This is a genomic window from Winogradskyella sp. SM1960, assembly GCF_020179375.1.
Taxonomy (GTDB): domain Bacteria; phylum Bacteroidota; class Bacteroidia; order Flavobacteriales; family Flavobacteriaceae; genus Winogradskyella; species Winogradskyella marina.
Genome location: NZ_JAICBG010000002.1, coordinates 280,341 through 296,339 on the forward strand (window position 1 = coordinate 280,341; position 15,999 = coordinate 296,339).

16 protein-coding genes are annotated in these 15,999 nt (G+C 33.9%); 5 read left to right on the top strand and 11 right to left on the bottom strand.

Annotated features, from left to right (window positions below; all coding sequences use genetic code 11):
• The first annotated feature begins 95 nt into the window (after window positions 1-95).
• Window positions 96-407, top strand: coding sequence for a GIY-YIG nuclease family protein (locus K1X16_RS07155; RefSeq protein WP_225035583.1), 312 nt, complete (start codon window positions 96-98; stop codon window positions 405-407).
• 592 nt (window positions 408-999) lie between these two features.
• On the opposite strand, the gene lptB is transcribed toward K1X16_RS07155, so the two are convergent.
• From lptB to K1X16_RS07175, 4 genes are all read right to left on the bottom strand, one after another.
• Window positions 1,000-1,740 carry an LPS export ABC transporter ATP-binding protein gene (gene lptB / locus K1X16_RS07160; RefSeq protein ID WP_195872258.1) on the bottom strand — a complete coding sequence of 247 codons (741 nt, stop codon included), beginning with the start codon at window positions 1,738-1,740 and terminating at the stop codon, window positions 1,000-1,002.
• A gap of 74 nt (window positions 1,741-1,814) precedes the next feature.
• The gene (locus tag K1X16_RS07165; RefSeq protein WP_195872259.1) at window positions 1,815-2,171 is read right to left on the bottom strand and encodes a carboxymuconolactone decarboxylase family protein; all 357 of its coding nucleotides are present in this window, start codon (window positions 2,169-2,171) and stop codon (window positions 1,815-1,817) included.
• A 3-nt stretch (window positions 2,172-2,174) separates the two neighbouring features.
• Window positions 2,175-3,017, bottom strand: coding sequence for a twin-arginine translocase subunit TatC (gene tatC, locus K1X16_RS07170; protein ID WP_195872260.1), 843 nt, complete (start codon window positions 3,015-3,017; stop codon window positions 2,175-2,177).
• Complete coding sequence (locus tag K1X16_RS07175) at window positions 3,017-3,982, bottom strand: SIS domain-containing protein (RefSeq protein ID WP_195872261.1); 966 nt, start codon at window positions 3,980-3,982, stop codon at window positions 3,017-3,019. Before K1X16_RS07175 ends, tatC begins: the two co-directional genes overlap by 1 nt.
• An 88-nt stretch (window positions 3,983-4,070) precedes the next feature.
• On the opposite strand from K1X16_RS07175, the gene K1X16_RS07180 reads away from it, so the two are divergent.
• Both K1X16_RS07180 and K1X16_RS07185 read left to right on the top strand, forming a co-directional pair.
• Entirely contained in the window at window positions 4,071-6,272 is a 2,202-nt protein-coding gene (locus K1X16_RS07180; protein WP_225035584.1) for an ATP-dependent DNA helicase RecQ, read from the top strand.
• A 165-nt stretch (window positions 6,273-6,437) separates the two neighbouring features.
• A complete protein-coding gene (locus tag K1X16_RS07185; protein ID WP_225035585.1) occupies window positions 6,438-6,785 on the top strand; it encodes a hypothetical protein in 348 nt (115 codons plus the stop codon).
• Between the two features lie 27 nt (window positions 6,786-6,812).
• On the opposite strand, the gene K1X16_RS07190 is transcribed toward K1X16_RS07185, so the two are convergent.
• Complete coding sequence (locus K1X16_RS07190; protein WP_225035586.1) at window positions 6,813-7,268, bottom strand: hypothetical protein; 456 nt, start codon at window positions 7,266-7,268, stop codon at window positions 6,813-6,815.
• A gap of 138 nt (window positions 7,269-7,406) precedes the next feature.
• On the opposite strand from K1X16_RS07190, the gene K1X16_RS07195 reads away from it, so the two are divergent.
• The gene (locus tag K1X16_RS07195) at window positions 7,407-8,339 is read left to right on the top strand and encodes a peptidylprolyl isomerase (RefSeq protein ID WP_225035587.1); all 933 of its coding nucleotides are present in this window, start codon (window positions 7,407-7,409) and stop codon (window positions 8,337-8,339) included.
• Between the two features lie 141 nt (window positions 8,340-8,480).
• Here K1X16_RS07195 and K1X16_RS07200 read toward each other — a convergent pair whose 3' ends face one another.
• The 3 genes from K1X16_RS07200 to K1X16_RS07210 all read right to left on the bottom strand — a co-directional run bounded on the left by K1X16_RS07200 (window position 8,481) and on the right by K1X16_RS07210 (window position 10,995).
• The gene (locus tag K1X16_RS07200) at window positions 8,481-9,041 is read right to left on the bottom strand and encodes a type 1 glutamine amidotransferase domain-containing protein (RefSeq protein WP_225035588.1); all 561 of its coding nucleotides are present in this window, start codon (window positions 9,039-9,041) and stop codon (window positions 8,481-8,483) included.
• 300 nt (window positions 9,042-9,341) lie between these two features.
• Window positions 9,342-9,800 (bottom strand): IS200/IS605 family transposase, encoded by a 459-nt coding sequence (tnpA, locus tag K1X16_RS07205; protein WP_225035589.1) that lies wholly within the window; start codon window positions 9,798-9,800, stop codon window positions 9,342-9,344.
• Between the two features lie 793 nt (window positions 9,801-10,593).
• A complete protein-coding gene (locus K1X16_RS07210) occupies window positions 10,594-10,995 on the bottom strand; it encodes a type ISP restriction/modification enzyme (protein WP_225035590.1) in 402 nt (133 codons plus the stop codon).
• 181 nt (window positions 10,996-11,176) lie between these two features.
• On the opposite strand from K1X16_RS07210, the gene K1X16_RS07215 reads away from it, so the two are divergent.
• On the top strand, window positions 11,177-12,649 hold the full coding sequence (locus K1X16_RS07215; protein ID WP_225035591.1) for a T9SS type A sorting domain-containing protein: 1,473 nt from the start codon (window positions 11,177-11,179) through the stop codon (window positions 12,647-12,649).
• Between the two features lie 81 nt (window positions 12,650-12,730).
• Here the strand turns inward: K1X16_RS07215 and K1X16_RS07220 are convergent, their stop codons facing one another.
• The 3 genes from K1X16_RS07220 to K1X16_RS07230 are packed head-to-tail and all read right to left on the bottom strand — an operon-like array spanning window position 12,731 to window position 15,980.
• The gene (locus K1X16_RS07220) at window positions 12,731-13,165 is read right to left on the bottom strand and encodes a BLUF domain-containing protein (RefSeq protein ID WP_195871970.1); all 435 of its coding nucleotides are present in this window, start codon (window positions 13,163-13,165) and stop codon (window positions 12,731-12,733) included.
• A 38-nt stretch (window positions 13,166-13,203) separates the two neighbouring features.
• Window positions 13,204-13,563, bottom strand: a complete 360-nt coding sequence (locus tag K1X16_RS07225; protein WP_195871971.1) for a hypothetical protein — start codon at window positions 13,561-13,563, stop codon at window positions 13,204-13,206.
• Entirely contained in the window at window positions 13,563-15,980 is a 2,418-nt protein-coding gene (locus K1X16_RS07230) for a penicillin acylase family protein (RefSeq protein WP_225035592.1), read from the bottom strand. The genes K1X16_RS07225 and K1X16_RS07230 overlap by 1 nt, the downstream gene beginning before the upstream one ends.
• Between the last annotated feature and the right edge of the window lie 19 nt (window positions 15,981-15,999).

Genomic DNA, 15,999 nt, shown 5'->3' on the forward strand with positions numbered 1-15,999 from the left:
TACTCTCTTATGTATTCTTATGTTTTTATATTTATAAAAACTTCGTCGCTTTGTCATTCCTGCGACGGCAGGAATCCACTTGTTTAAACATAATAATGTATAAAACTATTTATCAATATTATCTTTATATTATTACCAATAAAACCAATGGTACACTTTATATTGGTGTCACCAATGATTTAGAAAGAAGAATGTTTGAGCACAAGCGTAAACTCATAGAAGGGTTTAGTAAAAAATATGGGCTTACTAAATTGGTTTATTTTGAGAGTTATCAGTATGTGAATGATGCTATTAAAAGAGAAAAGAATATGAAGAAATGGAAACGACAGTGGAAGATTGATCTTATTGAAAAAGAGAATTTTAGTTGGGTTGATTTATCTAAGGATTGGACGGTGTTTGATGATTAGTTGGCTTTGTTATTGAGTAATTGGAGCTGATTGATTTGATTGTTATCTAAAGTTTGAAGATTAGAGATTGTATTTAGTTAGTGGATTCCTGCTTTCGCAGGAATGACAGAACAAGTTTATTATGGTAAACGCTATACTTAGACTATTTGTTTATAGTGGATTAGCTTCGCTGAACCTAAAGGTTTGTCTGCTTTCGCAGGAATAACAGCGAACAATTATACTTTTATGTAATATTTACTTTATTGAGGGTTTGTTTACTTTCGCAGGAATGACAGTGCGTGTTTATTCTTTTGTATTGTAAATTGCTTGTTGTTAGAGGTTTATATTTACTGAGCATAAAGGGTAGTTGGCTTTTACAGGGAAGGATAAAACAAGTTTATTTTTGTAAACACTATACTTAGAGTTGAAAATTTGAGACTGTTTGTTAATAGTGGATTAGCTTCGCTGAACCTAAAGGTTTGTCTGCCTACGCAGGAATGACAGAACGAAGAAATTAAAATAAATTAAACATAAACAATGTAGTCATTGGTGTTTCCTACCAACAATTAAAGAATAACTTATAATTTCGCAGTATTAAAAGGCTTTTCTGTATTTAAAACTCCAATTTCTTTTTACGTAGTTCAAAATTTTGACCTAAATACACTTTACGAACCATTTCATCACTAGCCAATTCTTCAGGTTTACCTGCTTTTAAGATACCTCCTTCAAACATTAAATAAGTTCTGTCTGTAATGGCTAAGGTTTCTTGTACGTTGTGATCTGTAATAAGGATACCAATGTTTTTCTTAGTTAGTTTAGCAACGATTCGTTGAATATCTTCAACTGCAACAGGGTCAACTCCTGCAAAAGGTTCATCTAATAATATGAAATTTGGATCGGTTGCTAATGCTCGTGCAATTTCTGTTCTACGTCGTTCTCCTCCAGACAGTAAATCTCCTCTGTTAGTTCTAATATGACCTAAACCAAATTCTTCGATGAGCGATTCCATTTTGTCGTGCTGTTCTTTCTTACTCAGTTTTGTAAGTTGCAACACGCTTAAAATATTATCTTCAATACTCAGTTTTCTAAACACCGATGCTTCTTGAGCTAAGTAACCAATTCCGTTTTGAGCACGTTTGTACATGGGGTATTTGGTAATATTGGTATCATCTAAAAAGATATTACCACCATTAGGTTTAATTATCCCAACAATCATGTAAAAAGACGTTGTTTTTCCAGCTCCATTAGGACCTAACAAACCAACAATTTCTCCCTGATTCACTTCTAAAGAGACATCTTTTACTACTTTTCGTCCACTGTAGGACTTCATTAAATGTTCTGCTCGTAACTTCATATATGGTCTAAGAACGCTAAATTTAATAAAATCATATAGATTCTATTAGCTTTGGCTATCAATTTATTATAAGTTTAACCTTGTGCGTTGTGTTCTTCTATGGCGTCCCAATATTCGTGTGCACGACGTAAATGTGGAATCACAATAGTACCACCAACCAAAGTTGCAATGCCAAGGGCTTCACTTATTTCTGCTTTGGTTAACCCTTCCTTATAAGACGATTCTAAGTGGTATTTTACACAATCATCGCAACGTAAAACCGTGGAAGCCACCAAACCTAAAAGTTCTTTGGTCTTTTTATCTAAAGCGCCTTCTAGAAACGCATTCGTATCGAGATTAAAAATACGTTTTACAATTTTATTATTATCAGCTAATATTTTATCATTCATTTTAGCACGATAATCGTTGAACTCTTTTACAGTATCAGACATAATTTAGGACTTAACTTTTGATTTTTTATTTTCTCTTGCAGCGCGTCGTTTTTGTTTTCTAACAACTATAGCTGAAATATATATACTTACTTGGTATAATATTAATATTGGAATCGCCACAATGACCTGGCTTGCAATATCTGGTGGTGTAATCACTGCAGATAAAATAAGCACAATTACTAAGGCGTATTTTCTGTATTTTCTTAAAAATTGAGGTGTTACTAATCCGATTTTAGTTAAAAAATAGATGAGTATTGGCAATTCAAAAACAAAACCTGCAGCTAAAGATGATGATCTTACAATTGAATTATAAGAGCTTAAATCAAATGCATTTGAAACTTCATCTGCAAAGGTATAGTTTGTTAAAAAGTTTAGTGATAAGGGGGTTATAACGTAGTACCCAAATGCCACACCCAAAAAGAAAAGAAGGGATGCGATTAATATAAAACCTCTAGAACTTCTCCGTTCGTTAGCTTGAAGTCCAGGACTAATAAAACTCCACAATTGATATAATACATATGGAAAGGCAATAACTAAACCTGCATAAATGGATGTCCAGATATGTGCAGAAAACTGACCTCCAACGGATCTTACTTCAATAACAAATGGTAATTCATTGGCGCAAAACGACATGTCCATTCCGAAAAACTTAGACATTTCGCATAATGCCACGTAGGTTGGAAAATCCATGTGCTTTGGAGCCATAATAATCCCAACAATAAAATCTTTAAAAATAAAAGCTAATATTGCTGCAACTAAAACACTAACAACAGCTCTAACTAAATGCCATCTTAATTCTTCGAGATGGTCTAAAAAAGACATCTCATCTACATTCTTTTTCGCCATTATATAATGCCTTCTTTTATTAAATCGTGAAGATGAACTACTCCAGAGTACCTACCATCATGTTCTACCAACAATTGAGAAATTCCAAATTCTTCCATAACTTCTTTGGCGTCTACAGCCATTGCATCTTCCGAAATTCGTCTTGGATTAGTACTCATTATGTCTTTGGCTTTAAGGCTCATAAAATCATCACTCTTACTCAACATTCTCCTTAAATCACCATCTGTAATAATGCCCATTATCTTTTCGTTGTCGATAACCGCTGTTACACCTAACATTTTTTCCGTTATTTCTACAATAACTTCTTTTAAAGATGTTTCTAAGCCAACTTGTGGTTTCTGATTTTGAGACGATAAATCATTCACTCTTAAATATAAGCGCTTACCAAGTGCACCACCAGGATGGTATTTCGCAAAATCTTTACTCGAAAACCCTCGTAATTCTAATAAACAAACTGCTAAAGCATCTCCCATAACCAATTGTGCTGTGGTGCTTGTTGTTGGTGCTAAATTATTAGGACAAGCTTCTTGTGCGACATAAGCATTCAAAATAAAATCGGCTTGTTGGCCTAAAAACGACTCAATATTACCTGTAATGGCAATCATTTTATTATTTGCATTCTTAATAAGTGGCACTAAAACTTTTATTTCAGGAGTATTTCCGCTTTTAGAAATACAAATTACAACGTCGTCTTCAAGGATTAATCCAAGGTCTCCGTGAATGGCATCTGCCGCGTGCATAAAAATTGCTGGCGTGCCTGTTGAATTTAGCGTAGCAACGATTTTCTTAGCAATAATGGCGCTTTTGCCGATTCCTGTAATAATAACACGACCTTTAGATTGGTAGATTAATTCTACGGCATCTGCAAAATCTTCTGTTAAAAGTTCAGACAAATGGTCTATGGCTTTGCTTTCAGATTTGATCGTTGATTGTGCCGTTTTTAAGATTGATTTCTTAGTGTTCAAAACTTATTATTTATAGAGTTTTCAAAGTTTAAAGAAATTGTTATCTTTAAACTTGTTGCAAATGTATATAAAATACCAATAGGGATTAATGAGTATTGCAGAAATTGACTTACACTCCGCATTAAAAAAGTACTTTGGATTTTCAGAATTCAAAGGCCTTCAAGAAGAAGTAATAAAGAACGTCGTTGCCGGAAATAACACTTTTGTTATTATGCCAACAGGTGGTGGAAAATCTTTATGCTATCAATTACCAGCATTAATAAAAGACGGAACTGCCATTGTAGTATCTCCTCTTATTGCGCTGATGAAGAATCAAGTAGATGCCATAAGGGCCGTGTCTGAGCACGAAGGTGTTGCTCATGTTCTCAACTCTTCTTTGAATAAAACGGAGGTAAAACGCGTAAAAGATGATATCACAAACGGCATTACAAAATTGTTGTACGTCGCTCCAGAATCATTAACTAAAGAAGAATATGTAGACTTTCTAAGAACGGTTAAAATTTCGTTTATGGCAGTCGATGAAGCCCATTGTATTAGTGAATGGGGACACGATTTTAGGCCAGAATATAGAAATCTTAGAACGATTATTAAGCGGATTGGTGACGATATTCCAATTGTTGGACTCACAGCAACAGCAACTCCTAAAGTTCAAGAAGATATTTTGAAGAGTTTAGGTATGCCAAATGCAGTCACTTTTAAAGCGTCTTTTAATAGACCTAATTTATATTACGAAGTACGTCCTAAAACTAAAAATGTAGATGCTGATATTATTCGTTTTGTAAAGCAGAACGAAGGAAAATCTGGTATTATATATTGTCTAAGTAGAAAACGGGTTGAAGGCTTAGCGCAAGTTCTTCAAGTCAACGGTATTAAAGCGGTACCGTATCACGCAGGTTTAGATGCTAAAACAAGAGTGAAACATCAGGATATGTTCTTAATGGAAGATACCGATGTTGTGGTGGCTACGATTGCGTTCGGAATGGGAATAGACAAACCTGATGTGCGTTTTGTGATTCATCATGATATTCCTAAAAGTATAGAAAGCTATTATCAAGAAACAGGTAGAGCAGGTAGAGATGGTGGCGAAGGTCACTGTTTGGCGTATTATGCTTATAAAGATATAGAAAAGCTCGAAAAATTTATGGCAGGTAAGCCTGTTGCTGAACAAGAAATAGGTCATGCTTTATTGCAAGAAGTAGTTGCTTTTGCAGAAACTTCAGTATCGAGACGAAAATTTATCCTACATTATTTTGGTGAAGAATTTGACAACGAAACGGGTGAAGGTGGAGATATGGATGATAATGTTAGGCATCCTAAAAAACAAATTGAAGCTCAAAATGATGTAAAAACGCTGTTAGAGACCGTAGAAAAAACGAAAGAGAAATATAAAGCAAAGGATTTAGTACAGGTACTTGTCGGAAATTCTAATGCACTTATTTCTTCGCATAAAACAGATTTACAAGCGCACTTTGGTGTTGGTAAAGCTAAACCACCACGATATTGGATGGCTTTAATTCGTCAGGTTTTAGTAGCTCGTTATTTAAAGAAAGATATTGAAACCTATGGTGTTTTAAGGCTAAGTGAAACAGGAAAGGATTTTATTAAAACGCCTAGTTCTTTTATGATGGCAGAAGACCATGTGTTTGATGAAGAATCAAACGATGGTATTGTTACGGCTGCTAAAGGTAGAGGAGCCGTTGCAGATGACAAACTAATGGGAATGCTTAAGGACTTACGTAAGCGAAATGCTAAAAAGTTAGGTGTGCCTCCGTTTGTTATTTTTCAAGATCCTTCTTTAGAAGATATGTCTTTAAAATATCCGATTTCTATTGAAGAATTATCTAATGTACATGGAGTTGGAGAAAGTAAAGCCAGAAAATATGGAAAAGACTTTGTTGGGTTAATCGCAGATTATGTTACTGACAATGATATTTTACGACCTGAAGATATGGTGGTAAAATCAACAGGTACTAATTCTGCTATTAAACTATATATTATTCAAAATGTAGATCGAAAATTACCGTTAAGCGATATCGCCTCATCAAAAGGTATGGAAATGCCTGCATTTATTAAGGAAATGGAATCAATTGTGTTTTCAGGAACAAAGTTGAATATCGATTATTGGATCAATGATATTTTAGACGAAGACCAACAGGAAGAAATTCATGAGTATTTTATGGAATCGGAAAGCGATAAAATAGATGATGCTATTGAAGAGTTTGATGGAGATTATGATGATGAAGAATTACGCTTGTATCGTATTAAGTTTATGAGTGAGGTGGCGAATTAGTTTTTAGTAATCAGTAATCAGTAATCAGTAATCAGTAATCAGTGATCAGTGATCAGTGATCAGTGATCAGTGAAAAATGGTCTATATTTAATGTAAGGATTGAATTTCTGATTTAGATTTTCTGAAAAAAAATGAATGAACGTTTTTAAATTATAAAATCAATACGTGAACCCGTTTTTGGCTGTTTTATTAGTCATATTCATTCCTTTTTATATCTGGATAATGGGGTATATAAATGCATATTTTTTTATTCCATTTTTTAAAGAAAAAGAGGCTTCCGATTTTTTAGAAGCTCATGGTTATGAGTTTGTTTCGTGTGAAGACACAAAAAGCGATGGACGCCATAACCTAGAAGAAAACCTTATAAAAAGACTGAATTCTTATAAAAGTTACTACCAGATTACTGCCAAATCTATTTTAGATGGTTCGGAGAAAACATTTAAGCTCATCCTAACGAAGACCTATTTGCCATTCCATCAAAATAGAGAATTGCATTATTTTGAAGACACATAAACTAAACCTTGAATCTCAGTTTCTAGTTTATTCCTCTTCGTCAGAAGATTCTATCACAACATACTTGCTAAACAGAATGTCATGCTTTTTTACCTTTAGTTGAATACTTCTAAGTGTTGCGTTTTCTAGTTTTTTTACCTCGCTTTCTTCAATCTGAAAATCTATTTTAGTGACATTTCGGCCTTTAATATCTGAGTTTTCGGATTCAAACTCAGGCATATCAGCTTCTAGTTTCAATTTAAAGTCATCACCAGAAAAATACAGTTGTGCTCCATTTTTACATTTCACATTAAGATCACCAACAATAACAGTTTGAAAGAAAAAGTAGCCTCCCAACTCATTTAGTCCAGCAAAAAGAACGTTGCTTTCAGAAACACCAAACGGTTTATTTTCTACATCATTTATAATGGCTTCAATGGTATCATTAGATTTTGATTTGCGATCGGAAGTTTTAGAACCAAAAAGTTGAGATAAAAATGCCATAAATGATTTTTTTTCAAAACTAAAAAAAAGAATCAGAACCCGAAATCGAATTTGAAGTTGTTTTATTTCGGTTTCAAATTCAGATTCGATTTCAAGTTAACTTTCTTATCTTTGCAGCCTTAAACAAAATAAAATACAATGCAAGACGGTATATACGCAAAATTCAACACTTCAAAAGGTGAGATTTTAGTAAATTTAGAGTTCGAAAAAACTCCAGGGACAGTTGGTAATTTTGTTGCTTTAGCAGAAGGGAATTTAGAAAATTCAGCAAAGCCTCAAGGTACTCCTTATTATGATGGGTTAAAATTCCATAGAGTTATTCCTGATTTTATGATTCAAGGTGGTTGTCCACAAGGTACAGGAACTGGAAATCCTGGTTATAAATTTGATGATGAATTTCATCCGGAATTAAAGCATAGTGGTCCTGGTGTTTTAGCCATGGCAAACTCTGGTCCTGGTACTAATGGAAGTCAGTTTTATATCACGCATATTGCTACGGATTGGTTAGATAATAAGCATACAGTTTTTGGAAATGTTGTGGAAGGACAAGATGTTGTAGATGCTATTGCACAAGGTGATAAAATTGAAAGTTTAGAGATCGTAAGACAAGGAGACGCAGCAGAGAACTTCAATGCAATTGAGGCGTTTAGAACGTTTGAAGGATCTCGTGAAAAACGAATTGCTGCAGAACGCGAAGCTGCGCGAGCAGAATTAGATAAGCTAGCTGAAGGATTTGAAGAAACAGCTTCTGGTTTACGTTATAAAATCATCCAAAAAGGCGAAGGTAAAAAAGCTGAAAAAGGACAAATGGTTTCTGTGCATTATAAAGGTCAATTAGCTGATGGTACGGTTTTCGATTCGTCATATAAAAGAAATTCTCCTTTAGATTTTCAAGTAGGAGTAGGACAAGTGATTCCGGGTTGGGATGAAGGTATTTGCCTTTTAAATGTAGGAGATAAAGCACGTTTGGTAATTCCTAGTGATTTAGCTTATGGTGCTGCTGGTGCAGGTGGAGTTATTCCTCCAAACGCAACATTAGTTTTTGATGTGGAATTAATGGGAACAAAATAATACGTGTATAACCACATATAAACGCATTACAAAAAACCTCTTAAAATTAGTTTTTAAGAGGTTTTTTTATATCTCATTTGAGTTGAAGTAAAAAAAGTGAACCTATAAAGTTCACTTTTTTTACAATGATATACGTCTAAATTATGCGGTCTGCATCTCGTGCTTTCCTTCGTATATCTCTTCGACTAACTTTTTGTTAAATGCTGGTAAGTCATTTGGATTTCTGCTTGTTACTAAGCCTTCATCGACAACCACTTCGCTGTCTTCCCATTTGGCTCCCGCATTAACTAAATCTCGTTTTATTGAATTATATGATGTTATTTTTCGACCTCTAATAACGTCTGCTTCCGCTAAAATTTGCGGTGCGTGGCAAATCGCTCCTACAGGTTTTTTATTAGTGAAAAATGATTTTACAAACCGAATACCTTCTTCATTTTGTCTTAGTGTATCCGGATTCATTACACCTCCTGGTAATACTAAAGCATCATAATTTTCTTGTGACGCTTCACTTATGGTTTTATCAACCGTATATTCATTGCTCCAATTGTTATTGGCCCAAGATTTAATTTGTCCTTGCTTTTCTGATACGATATGAACATCTGCATTGGCGTCTTTTAATGCATTCATCGGTTCTCTTAATTCACTTTCCTCAAAGCCATTTGTTGCTAATATGGCAACTTTCTTTCTATTTAAATTTTCCATTTGTGATTTTATATTTTGATTATTAATAATTTGATTCATCACTAAGTTAAAGAAAACAAAGGCGTACAGCGAATTTTGAAATGAACTTAACTCGGATTTAATAGTAGTTGTTAATGAATACGTTTTTCGTGTTAAAATTAAGGACAACCGTTAAAAAGTTTAACGATTATTAATGTGAATTGAGGTGCTTTAGTTTAAGAGAACCTATTTCATTTAAAATATTATCGTAATTAATCCCTTTTGGACAAATACTGATACTCTTCGGTAGTTTTAGACGAAATACAAATAAAAGGATGTATATCATTCATCTTTAAAAATATATTCTGTTTTATATTCCATATTATAAGCGTTAAGAAAATCGATATATTCTTCTTTAAATGATTTAATCTTATGATGCGCTTCTTGGTTTTTAATGTAGGCTATAACATTATCTATTCCTGACTGGCTTACGGTGAATGCTCCAAAACCTGTTTGCCAAGCAAATTTTCCATTAATGTATTGTTTTTTATTTAGCCATTTTGTAGAGTTAGCCTTAATGTCTCTCACTAAATCTGATAAATTACAGTCTGGTTTTGTGCCAATGAGTAGGTGGATATGATTTGGCATTCCGTTTATAATCATTAGTTTTTGGTTTTTGTTAGAGATGATTCCAGAAATGTATTTATAGAGTTCTACTTTCCATTTTTTAGCAATTAAATTATCTCTTCCTTTTACAGCAAATACAATGTGAAAATAGAGTTGTGTGTATGTGTTTGCCATGAGGTTTTGTTTTAAAGAATATATGCCGATCCTCTGGAGCTCAATGTTCTTGGTTTGTTTTAGTATTAATATGTTGCTACGCTTTGGCAATGACCTTTAAAATCTATAGCTGCTAAAGTTAAATATAGAGATAAATTGTCTAAATAGTTGTAAAATAGGTTTTTGAGATGAACTCTGTTATTTGTTGATGTTATGTCATTCCTCTGGAGCTAAGTGTTTATCCTATGATGTTTTTGGTTACTGGTATAATGCCACGCTGTGGCAGTTGATGTTATAAGCAATTTTTTTAATTAAATTGTTGCTCCAGAGGAGCAACATATTAATAACCAAATATTCTATGGTGCCAATAAAAACTCCAGCGGAGTGAAATTATTTAGTAATAAAAATAACATAATATTATGGTTTGTAGGCTTTTATTAGATGTCTGTTTGTGTCAATTAGGATTTTTGGATGTTTAAAGATTAAATGTCGCTCCGCTGGAGCTAAGTGTTTGTGCTTTTGTTGTTTTGATTATTAATGTGTTGCCACGCTGTGGCAGTTACCTTTTAAAACCTATACCTGTTAAAGTTAAATTTAGAGATAAACATTGTGATTAATCGAAAAAAGGTTTCTAAGGTTAATTCCGTAATTCTTTTTATGTATATATGTCGCTCCGCTGGAGCTAAGTGTTTGTGCTTTTGTTGTTTTGATTATTAATATGTTGCCACGCTGTGGCAATATGTTAAATAAGGATTCTTAATGTGAATTGAAGTGCTTTTAGTTTAGGCGAACCAATTGCATTTATAGTAGTAATCTATGCGTCTGCTTTTGTTAATGCTAAAACAATGTCTTTATAACAAAACATATCAACCTCTTCTTTTTTAGAGATGTCTAACAAATGTGTTTGTCTTAATGATTTACCCAATCGTACTAATTCCCAAAATGTGTCTGTATGTTTAGGAATTGGTATATTAGGATCATCTATAACTAAAAAAGCGTTATATTTTTCTCTATTGCTTGGCGATTGTAAAAGAGAATAGCTATAATCTAAAACATCTATGGTTCTAAAACTTGTTTTGTAATCGTCTCTGAGTTCTTCACTATTTATAAAGCAAACATTGCCTTCGGGTTCAGTTTCTAAAATAAATGTAAGACCCAACCTTTTTGATATCTGCTTAGTAAGTTTTTGTATGTGGTTGGTTTGTAGTTCTTCCAAAATTATAAAATGTCTGTTTATTAACTATAACACGTTTATGTCTCTAATTTACTAAATAATATTTAATGCTGTTAGAATGGATATGATATTAGAAATCTAAAAGATTCATATTTAAAAATAGGTTTCGACGTTCAATACAGTCCATTTTTTTAACTTTATAAAAAATTTAAAACATTATTTTATGAAACAACTATTACTTAATTTATTTACTGTTTTTGGCTTTGTTGGACTAGTTTCAGCGCAATATATTACGCCAGATACAGGTATGACCTACAGCTTGGACGACCTTGTTGTAGAAAGTCCGGCTACCATTTCGGTTAGTGGAACGACGTATACGTTGGTAGAAGATTTAACCATTTCTGCAACGGATACTTTTAATATTAGTGAGGATATCACTTTAGAGATTGGAGAGGATATTAGAATTACCATTTTTGGAAATTTTAATGTCGATGCGGATACGGCTATTTTTACAGCAATCGATACTGCTGCTCCGTACGATGGTTTTCGTTTTGAGGAATCTTCTGCGATTAATATTCAGAATGCAACCATACAATATGGAGGTGGTATGCGTGTATTAACAGAAACATTTACGTTAAATAACTGTTTAGTGACTAACAATGTTGCTGGTGTTTCTTCAGGTGGAGCTATTGGTCTTTCTAGAGGTATGCCTCAAATTACTAATAACACTATAATTCTTAATCAAACTACGGCTATTGGTTCTGGTGCTACAAATCTAGTATCTCCTTACATTTTTAATAATTATATTGAAGGGAACAATCAAGCAAATTCTAATCGACCTCAGATTAATTTAGGGCCACCAATGGTTGGTAATCCGACACAAATTATTCAGAATATTATAAAAGGTGATCGTAGTTTAACTTCGGTAGGTGGAATTTCTGTTTCAGATTTGTTGAGCACTCAAGGGGTTAATGCTGTTATTGAAGGTAATATTGTAAGCGATAACCGTTATGGTATTACAATACAGAGTAATGATGCTATTGCATTTATAACAAACAATGTCATTGAAGACAATAATTCTCAAGGAAACCCTAATTTAGGAGGAAGTGGAATAAATTTATTGGCTTCCGTGGAAGGTAATAACATTATTGCTTTTGGAAATGAGATTCGAAGAAACTTATGGGGAATTACACTTCAAGGCGAAGCTATGATTAACTTAGGTGATAATGTTGATAATGTTGGTCAGAATGTATTTTCTGAAAATGGAAATGGTGGTAATGTTTACGCACTTTTTAACAATACTGACAACCCTGTAACTGCAATGCATAATTGTTGGGATGAAGACAATGCACCGATTTCACTTGCTGATGCTGAAGCTGTTATCTCACACCAAAATGATAATGCAACTTTAGGATTGGTGACGTTTGATCCTGTGGATTGTGGGTTTTTAAGTGTTGAAGAATTGGCTTTAAATGACCTAACGATATATCCGAATCCTACTAATGGAGAAGTAAATTTGGATAACAATAAGGTGTTTACGCAAATGAATGTTTTTAGTATTGAAGGTAAATTAATTATGCAAAAATCACTTCAAATAGGCACTAGCACAATTCACCTTGATTTAAATTCTGGGATGTATTTACTGGAATTTAATGGAGATACGTCAAGAGCCGTAAAAAAGCTTGTAGTTCAATAGTTTCTTTCTCTACATAATATTGAAAAGCTCCACTGTAAAGGTTGGAGCTTTTTTTTTAAAATTATTTAAACGTCACTCTTCTTAGAGGCTTGCATGCTGTTTAAGAGAACCACTTTCAATAATTCTTCGTACTTGACCCCAAAACGTTATTAAAGAATTTGAGGCGTTATCTGAAAGCTTTGAAAGCAATAATAGATTGTTTACATATTGAACAATGAATTGATCATCTGGTTTATGATAGGCCATATTCCAATCTATAAAAGACCTTCTGTCAACGTCATTTTCATAAAGCTTCATTATGCTGTGATGGCGTTTGTCTTCTTTAATTTTATTATAAACTTCGAGTACATCTTTTTTTTCTCCTTCTAGGATTTGAACAAAGCTTTCGTTATGGTATATGAGACATCCGGTGATATTTCTTTCTCCATTTGTTGAAGTCGCTTCATTAAGAATATTTTCAAGATTTTTAGACGTAAGTCCAGGAATTGATTTAGAGTGGTAATTTAATTGATACATAAATTCTAGATATAATAATATATATGTATTGAAAATAGTTATTTCCTTCCAGTTAAGACCAAACTCAACTGCTTCCCAAAAATAGCAGCTATACCAGCGGCTAAACCACCAATAGCTCCTGTGACTAACATTAAAACATACGGATTTCCACCTAAAGGTAAGAGAACTGCAATGCGTTTGGCCAAAGTGAAATCGTTTCCACTACTTAAAAAATAACTCAATACAAACCAGAACAAAAGTATGGCTAAAAACGGGATAAAAAACACCCAAATTCGTTTTAATGGAATAAATAAAGCAGTCGCTACAGCGGCAACCATTACAGACCACCAAGGCAGAAATAATGAGAGAACGTAAGCTAACAGTATTGTGACTATAAAATTGATGATATTTTTACTCATTAGTTCTTAGGTGTTAAGGTTTGTGTGCCAATAATAACGTCGGTTGCAGTATCATTTTGTAAAAAATTAAGCTCGTGGTATTCTCCAGCAGCCCAATCGTCTATAAAATTATCGTAATATTTACTGCCAGGATTTCCCGATTGTCCTCCAGGATAAATACCTAAAGCTGTTGGAGGAGAGGTCATTTCTACAATCATTCGCCAAGATGGTCCATGATCTTCAGAAGTAGCATTAACAATGCTGCGATCTCCACCAATTGGAATATCGAATACGGAAAAGGCAGGTAATCCTTGTAATAAATGTGCAGCGTAAGTCGCTTTATACTTCAACCATGTGTAATCTCCTTTTTCTGCTTTAATTTCCATTAATCGTTCTGCAGCTGATTTAAAGGCTATTAAAAACAGATCTTTAGCTGTTTCTGTTTCGGGTGTGTCTTGAATATCCATAAAGGCATCATCTCCATTATTTTTGAGTAAATAAATGGTTTGGTAGGCAAAAGGTGTATCTAAAAGTGTATCGTCAACATCCATCTCATCCCAGACCAAATTATAAAGTTTGCCGTACCATTGTCTAAAAATACTTGGACCAACTTCATCAATATCGTTATTAAACCTCCAGGTTTTTATTTCATTATAGATAGCTTTTTCATCTGCTGTTAAATCAGATGCATCCATGTGCTCTAACATATAAGGTACTATTTCGGCAGCCTTTAAATTATAGTTATTATTGTGTAAATCTTTAAAATCTTGAATATTAAACGTATCCTTAGAGCTGAAGTAATCATTTATCACTCGATTTCTGTACGTTTCATAACCATCATTAAACACATAATAGGGGTAATTTTCGTCTACAGGATGTTGATTTGCAGAACTTACAAACCCACGTTCCGGATTTTTGGTAAAAGCATTAAATTCTTGTGGTATAAAACTCTGCCAATCATTTTCAGATTTACTACCATCCATTACAAACTTCCCTTGACCTTCCCATTTATTAGGAAATAAGCCTTGTATCCAAATGGCGATATCACCTTCAGTGGATGCAAAAACAAAATTTTGAGCTGGTGCGACCCAGTGTTTTAAAGCCTTGGTGTAGTCATCGTAATTCTTAGCTTTATTCATTTCGGTGAAGGTTTTCTGGCCATTTCCAGGGATATGTCCTGTCCACTGCATTGCATAACCCGATAATTCATTGTCAGATTTAAAATTTTTGTCATAAACCACAGGACCATGATGCGTGTACAGCACGGAATCCTTGTAAGTCTCCTTGCCTTTTATCTTTATCTCTTCAACTCTCACAGAAACATTTTTCCATTCGTTGTCAAATTTGTATTGGGTTCTGTCTTTATTAAATTCAATTTTAAACCAATCAATAACGTCTCTTGTGGCATTAGTTTCTCCCCAAGAAATATGTTGATTAAATCCTGAAATAACAGCCAAAGCACCAGGAAGTGTAGCGCCAAAAGCATTATGATTAGGTGTGCTCAGCTGCATAACAAACCAAATAGAAGGTAGATTTAATCCTAAATGAGGATCGTTTGCTAAGATCGGATGACCTGAATACGATTTTTCACCAGAAACAGCCCAATTATTACTTCCATTATCTGGGTTGGGTTGGGTAATGGTTTCAGAAACAGCCTCTAAAATGGTATCATTTAGTGACGTAGGACGAGGTGTTTGTGGAACATCAATATAACTCCAATCCGTTTCTTTTGGAATTATTGGATCTGTAATATCGAAGAAATCAGGAAATAATAAATCGAATCGGTCCTTTCCAAATAAACGTAATGCATTGGTGTTCTCCATGTCTTCATCACCTCCTGCTAGCATTTTGGTCATATACATTAATAATAACGCCGTTTTTTTGGTCGTCCAAGTTTCGGGTTTATAATCTAGTAGTTTGTATTCTACAGGTAAATCTTTAGGGTCTAATTGATTGATGTAACTATTAACACCATCGGCATAAGCCTGAACAAAGGCTGTTGTTTTCTCGTCTTCTGCCATTTTTTTTAAGGTCTGCTCAGCACCATAACCCATACCTCGTCTACGCTCTTGACGGTCGTAATTTAATGCGGCTTCTCCAATGATTTCAGATAAGCGACCTGCAGCTGCAAAGGTTTGAAATTCCATTTGCCACAATCTATGTTTTGCAGTAATATAACCTTGTGCTCTGTATAAATCGATTTCATTTTGGGCAAATACATGTGGAATTAATTCCGCATCATAATGAACGGTGACTTTATCTTTTAAATCGGGAATTGAAACCTCTCCTGTGATGGATTCGTCTGTTTCATTTTGCCAAACTCCAGTGTAAGGGTTTAAGAATTTACCGATGGGTGGAATGGAGCCGAGCTTAGTGTTTAATGCATAAAAAATGCCTATCGTTAGTACGAAGGATATAATTAGTTTAAGGTATTTCATGAAGTTCAGTTATAGAGAA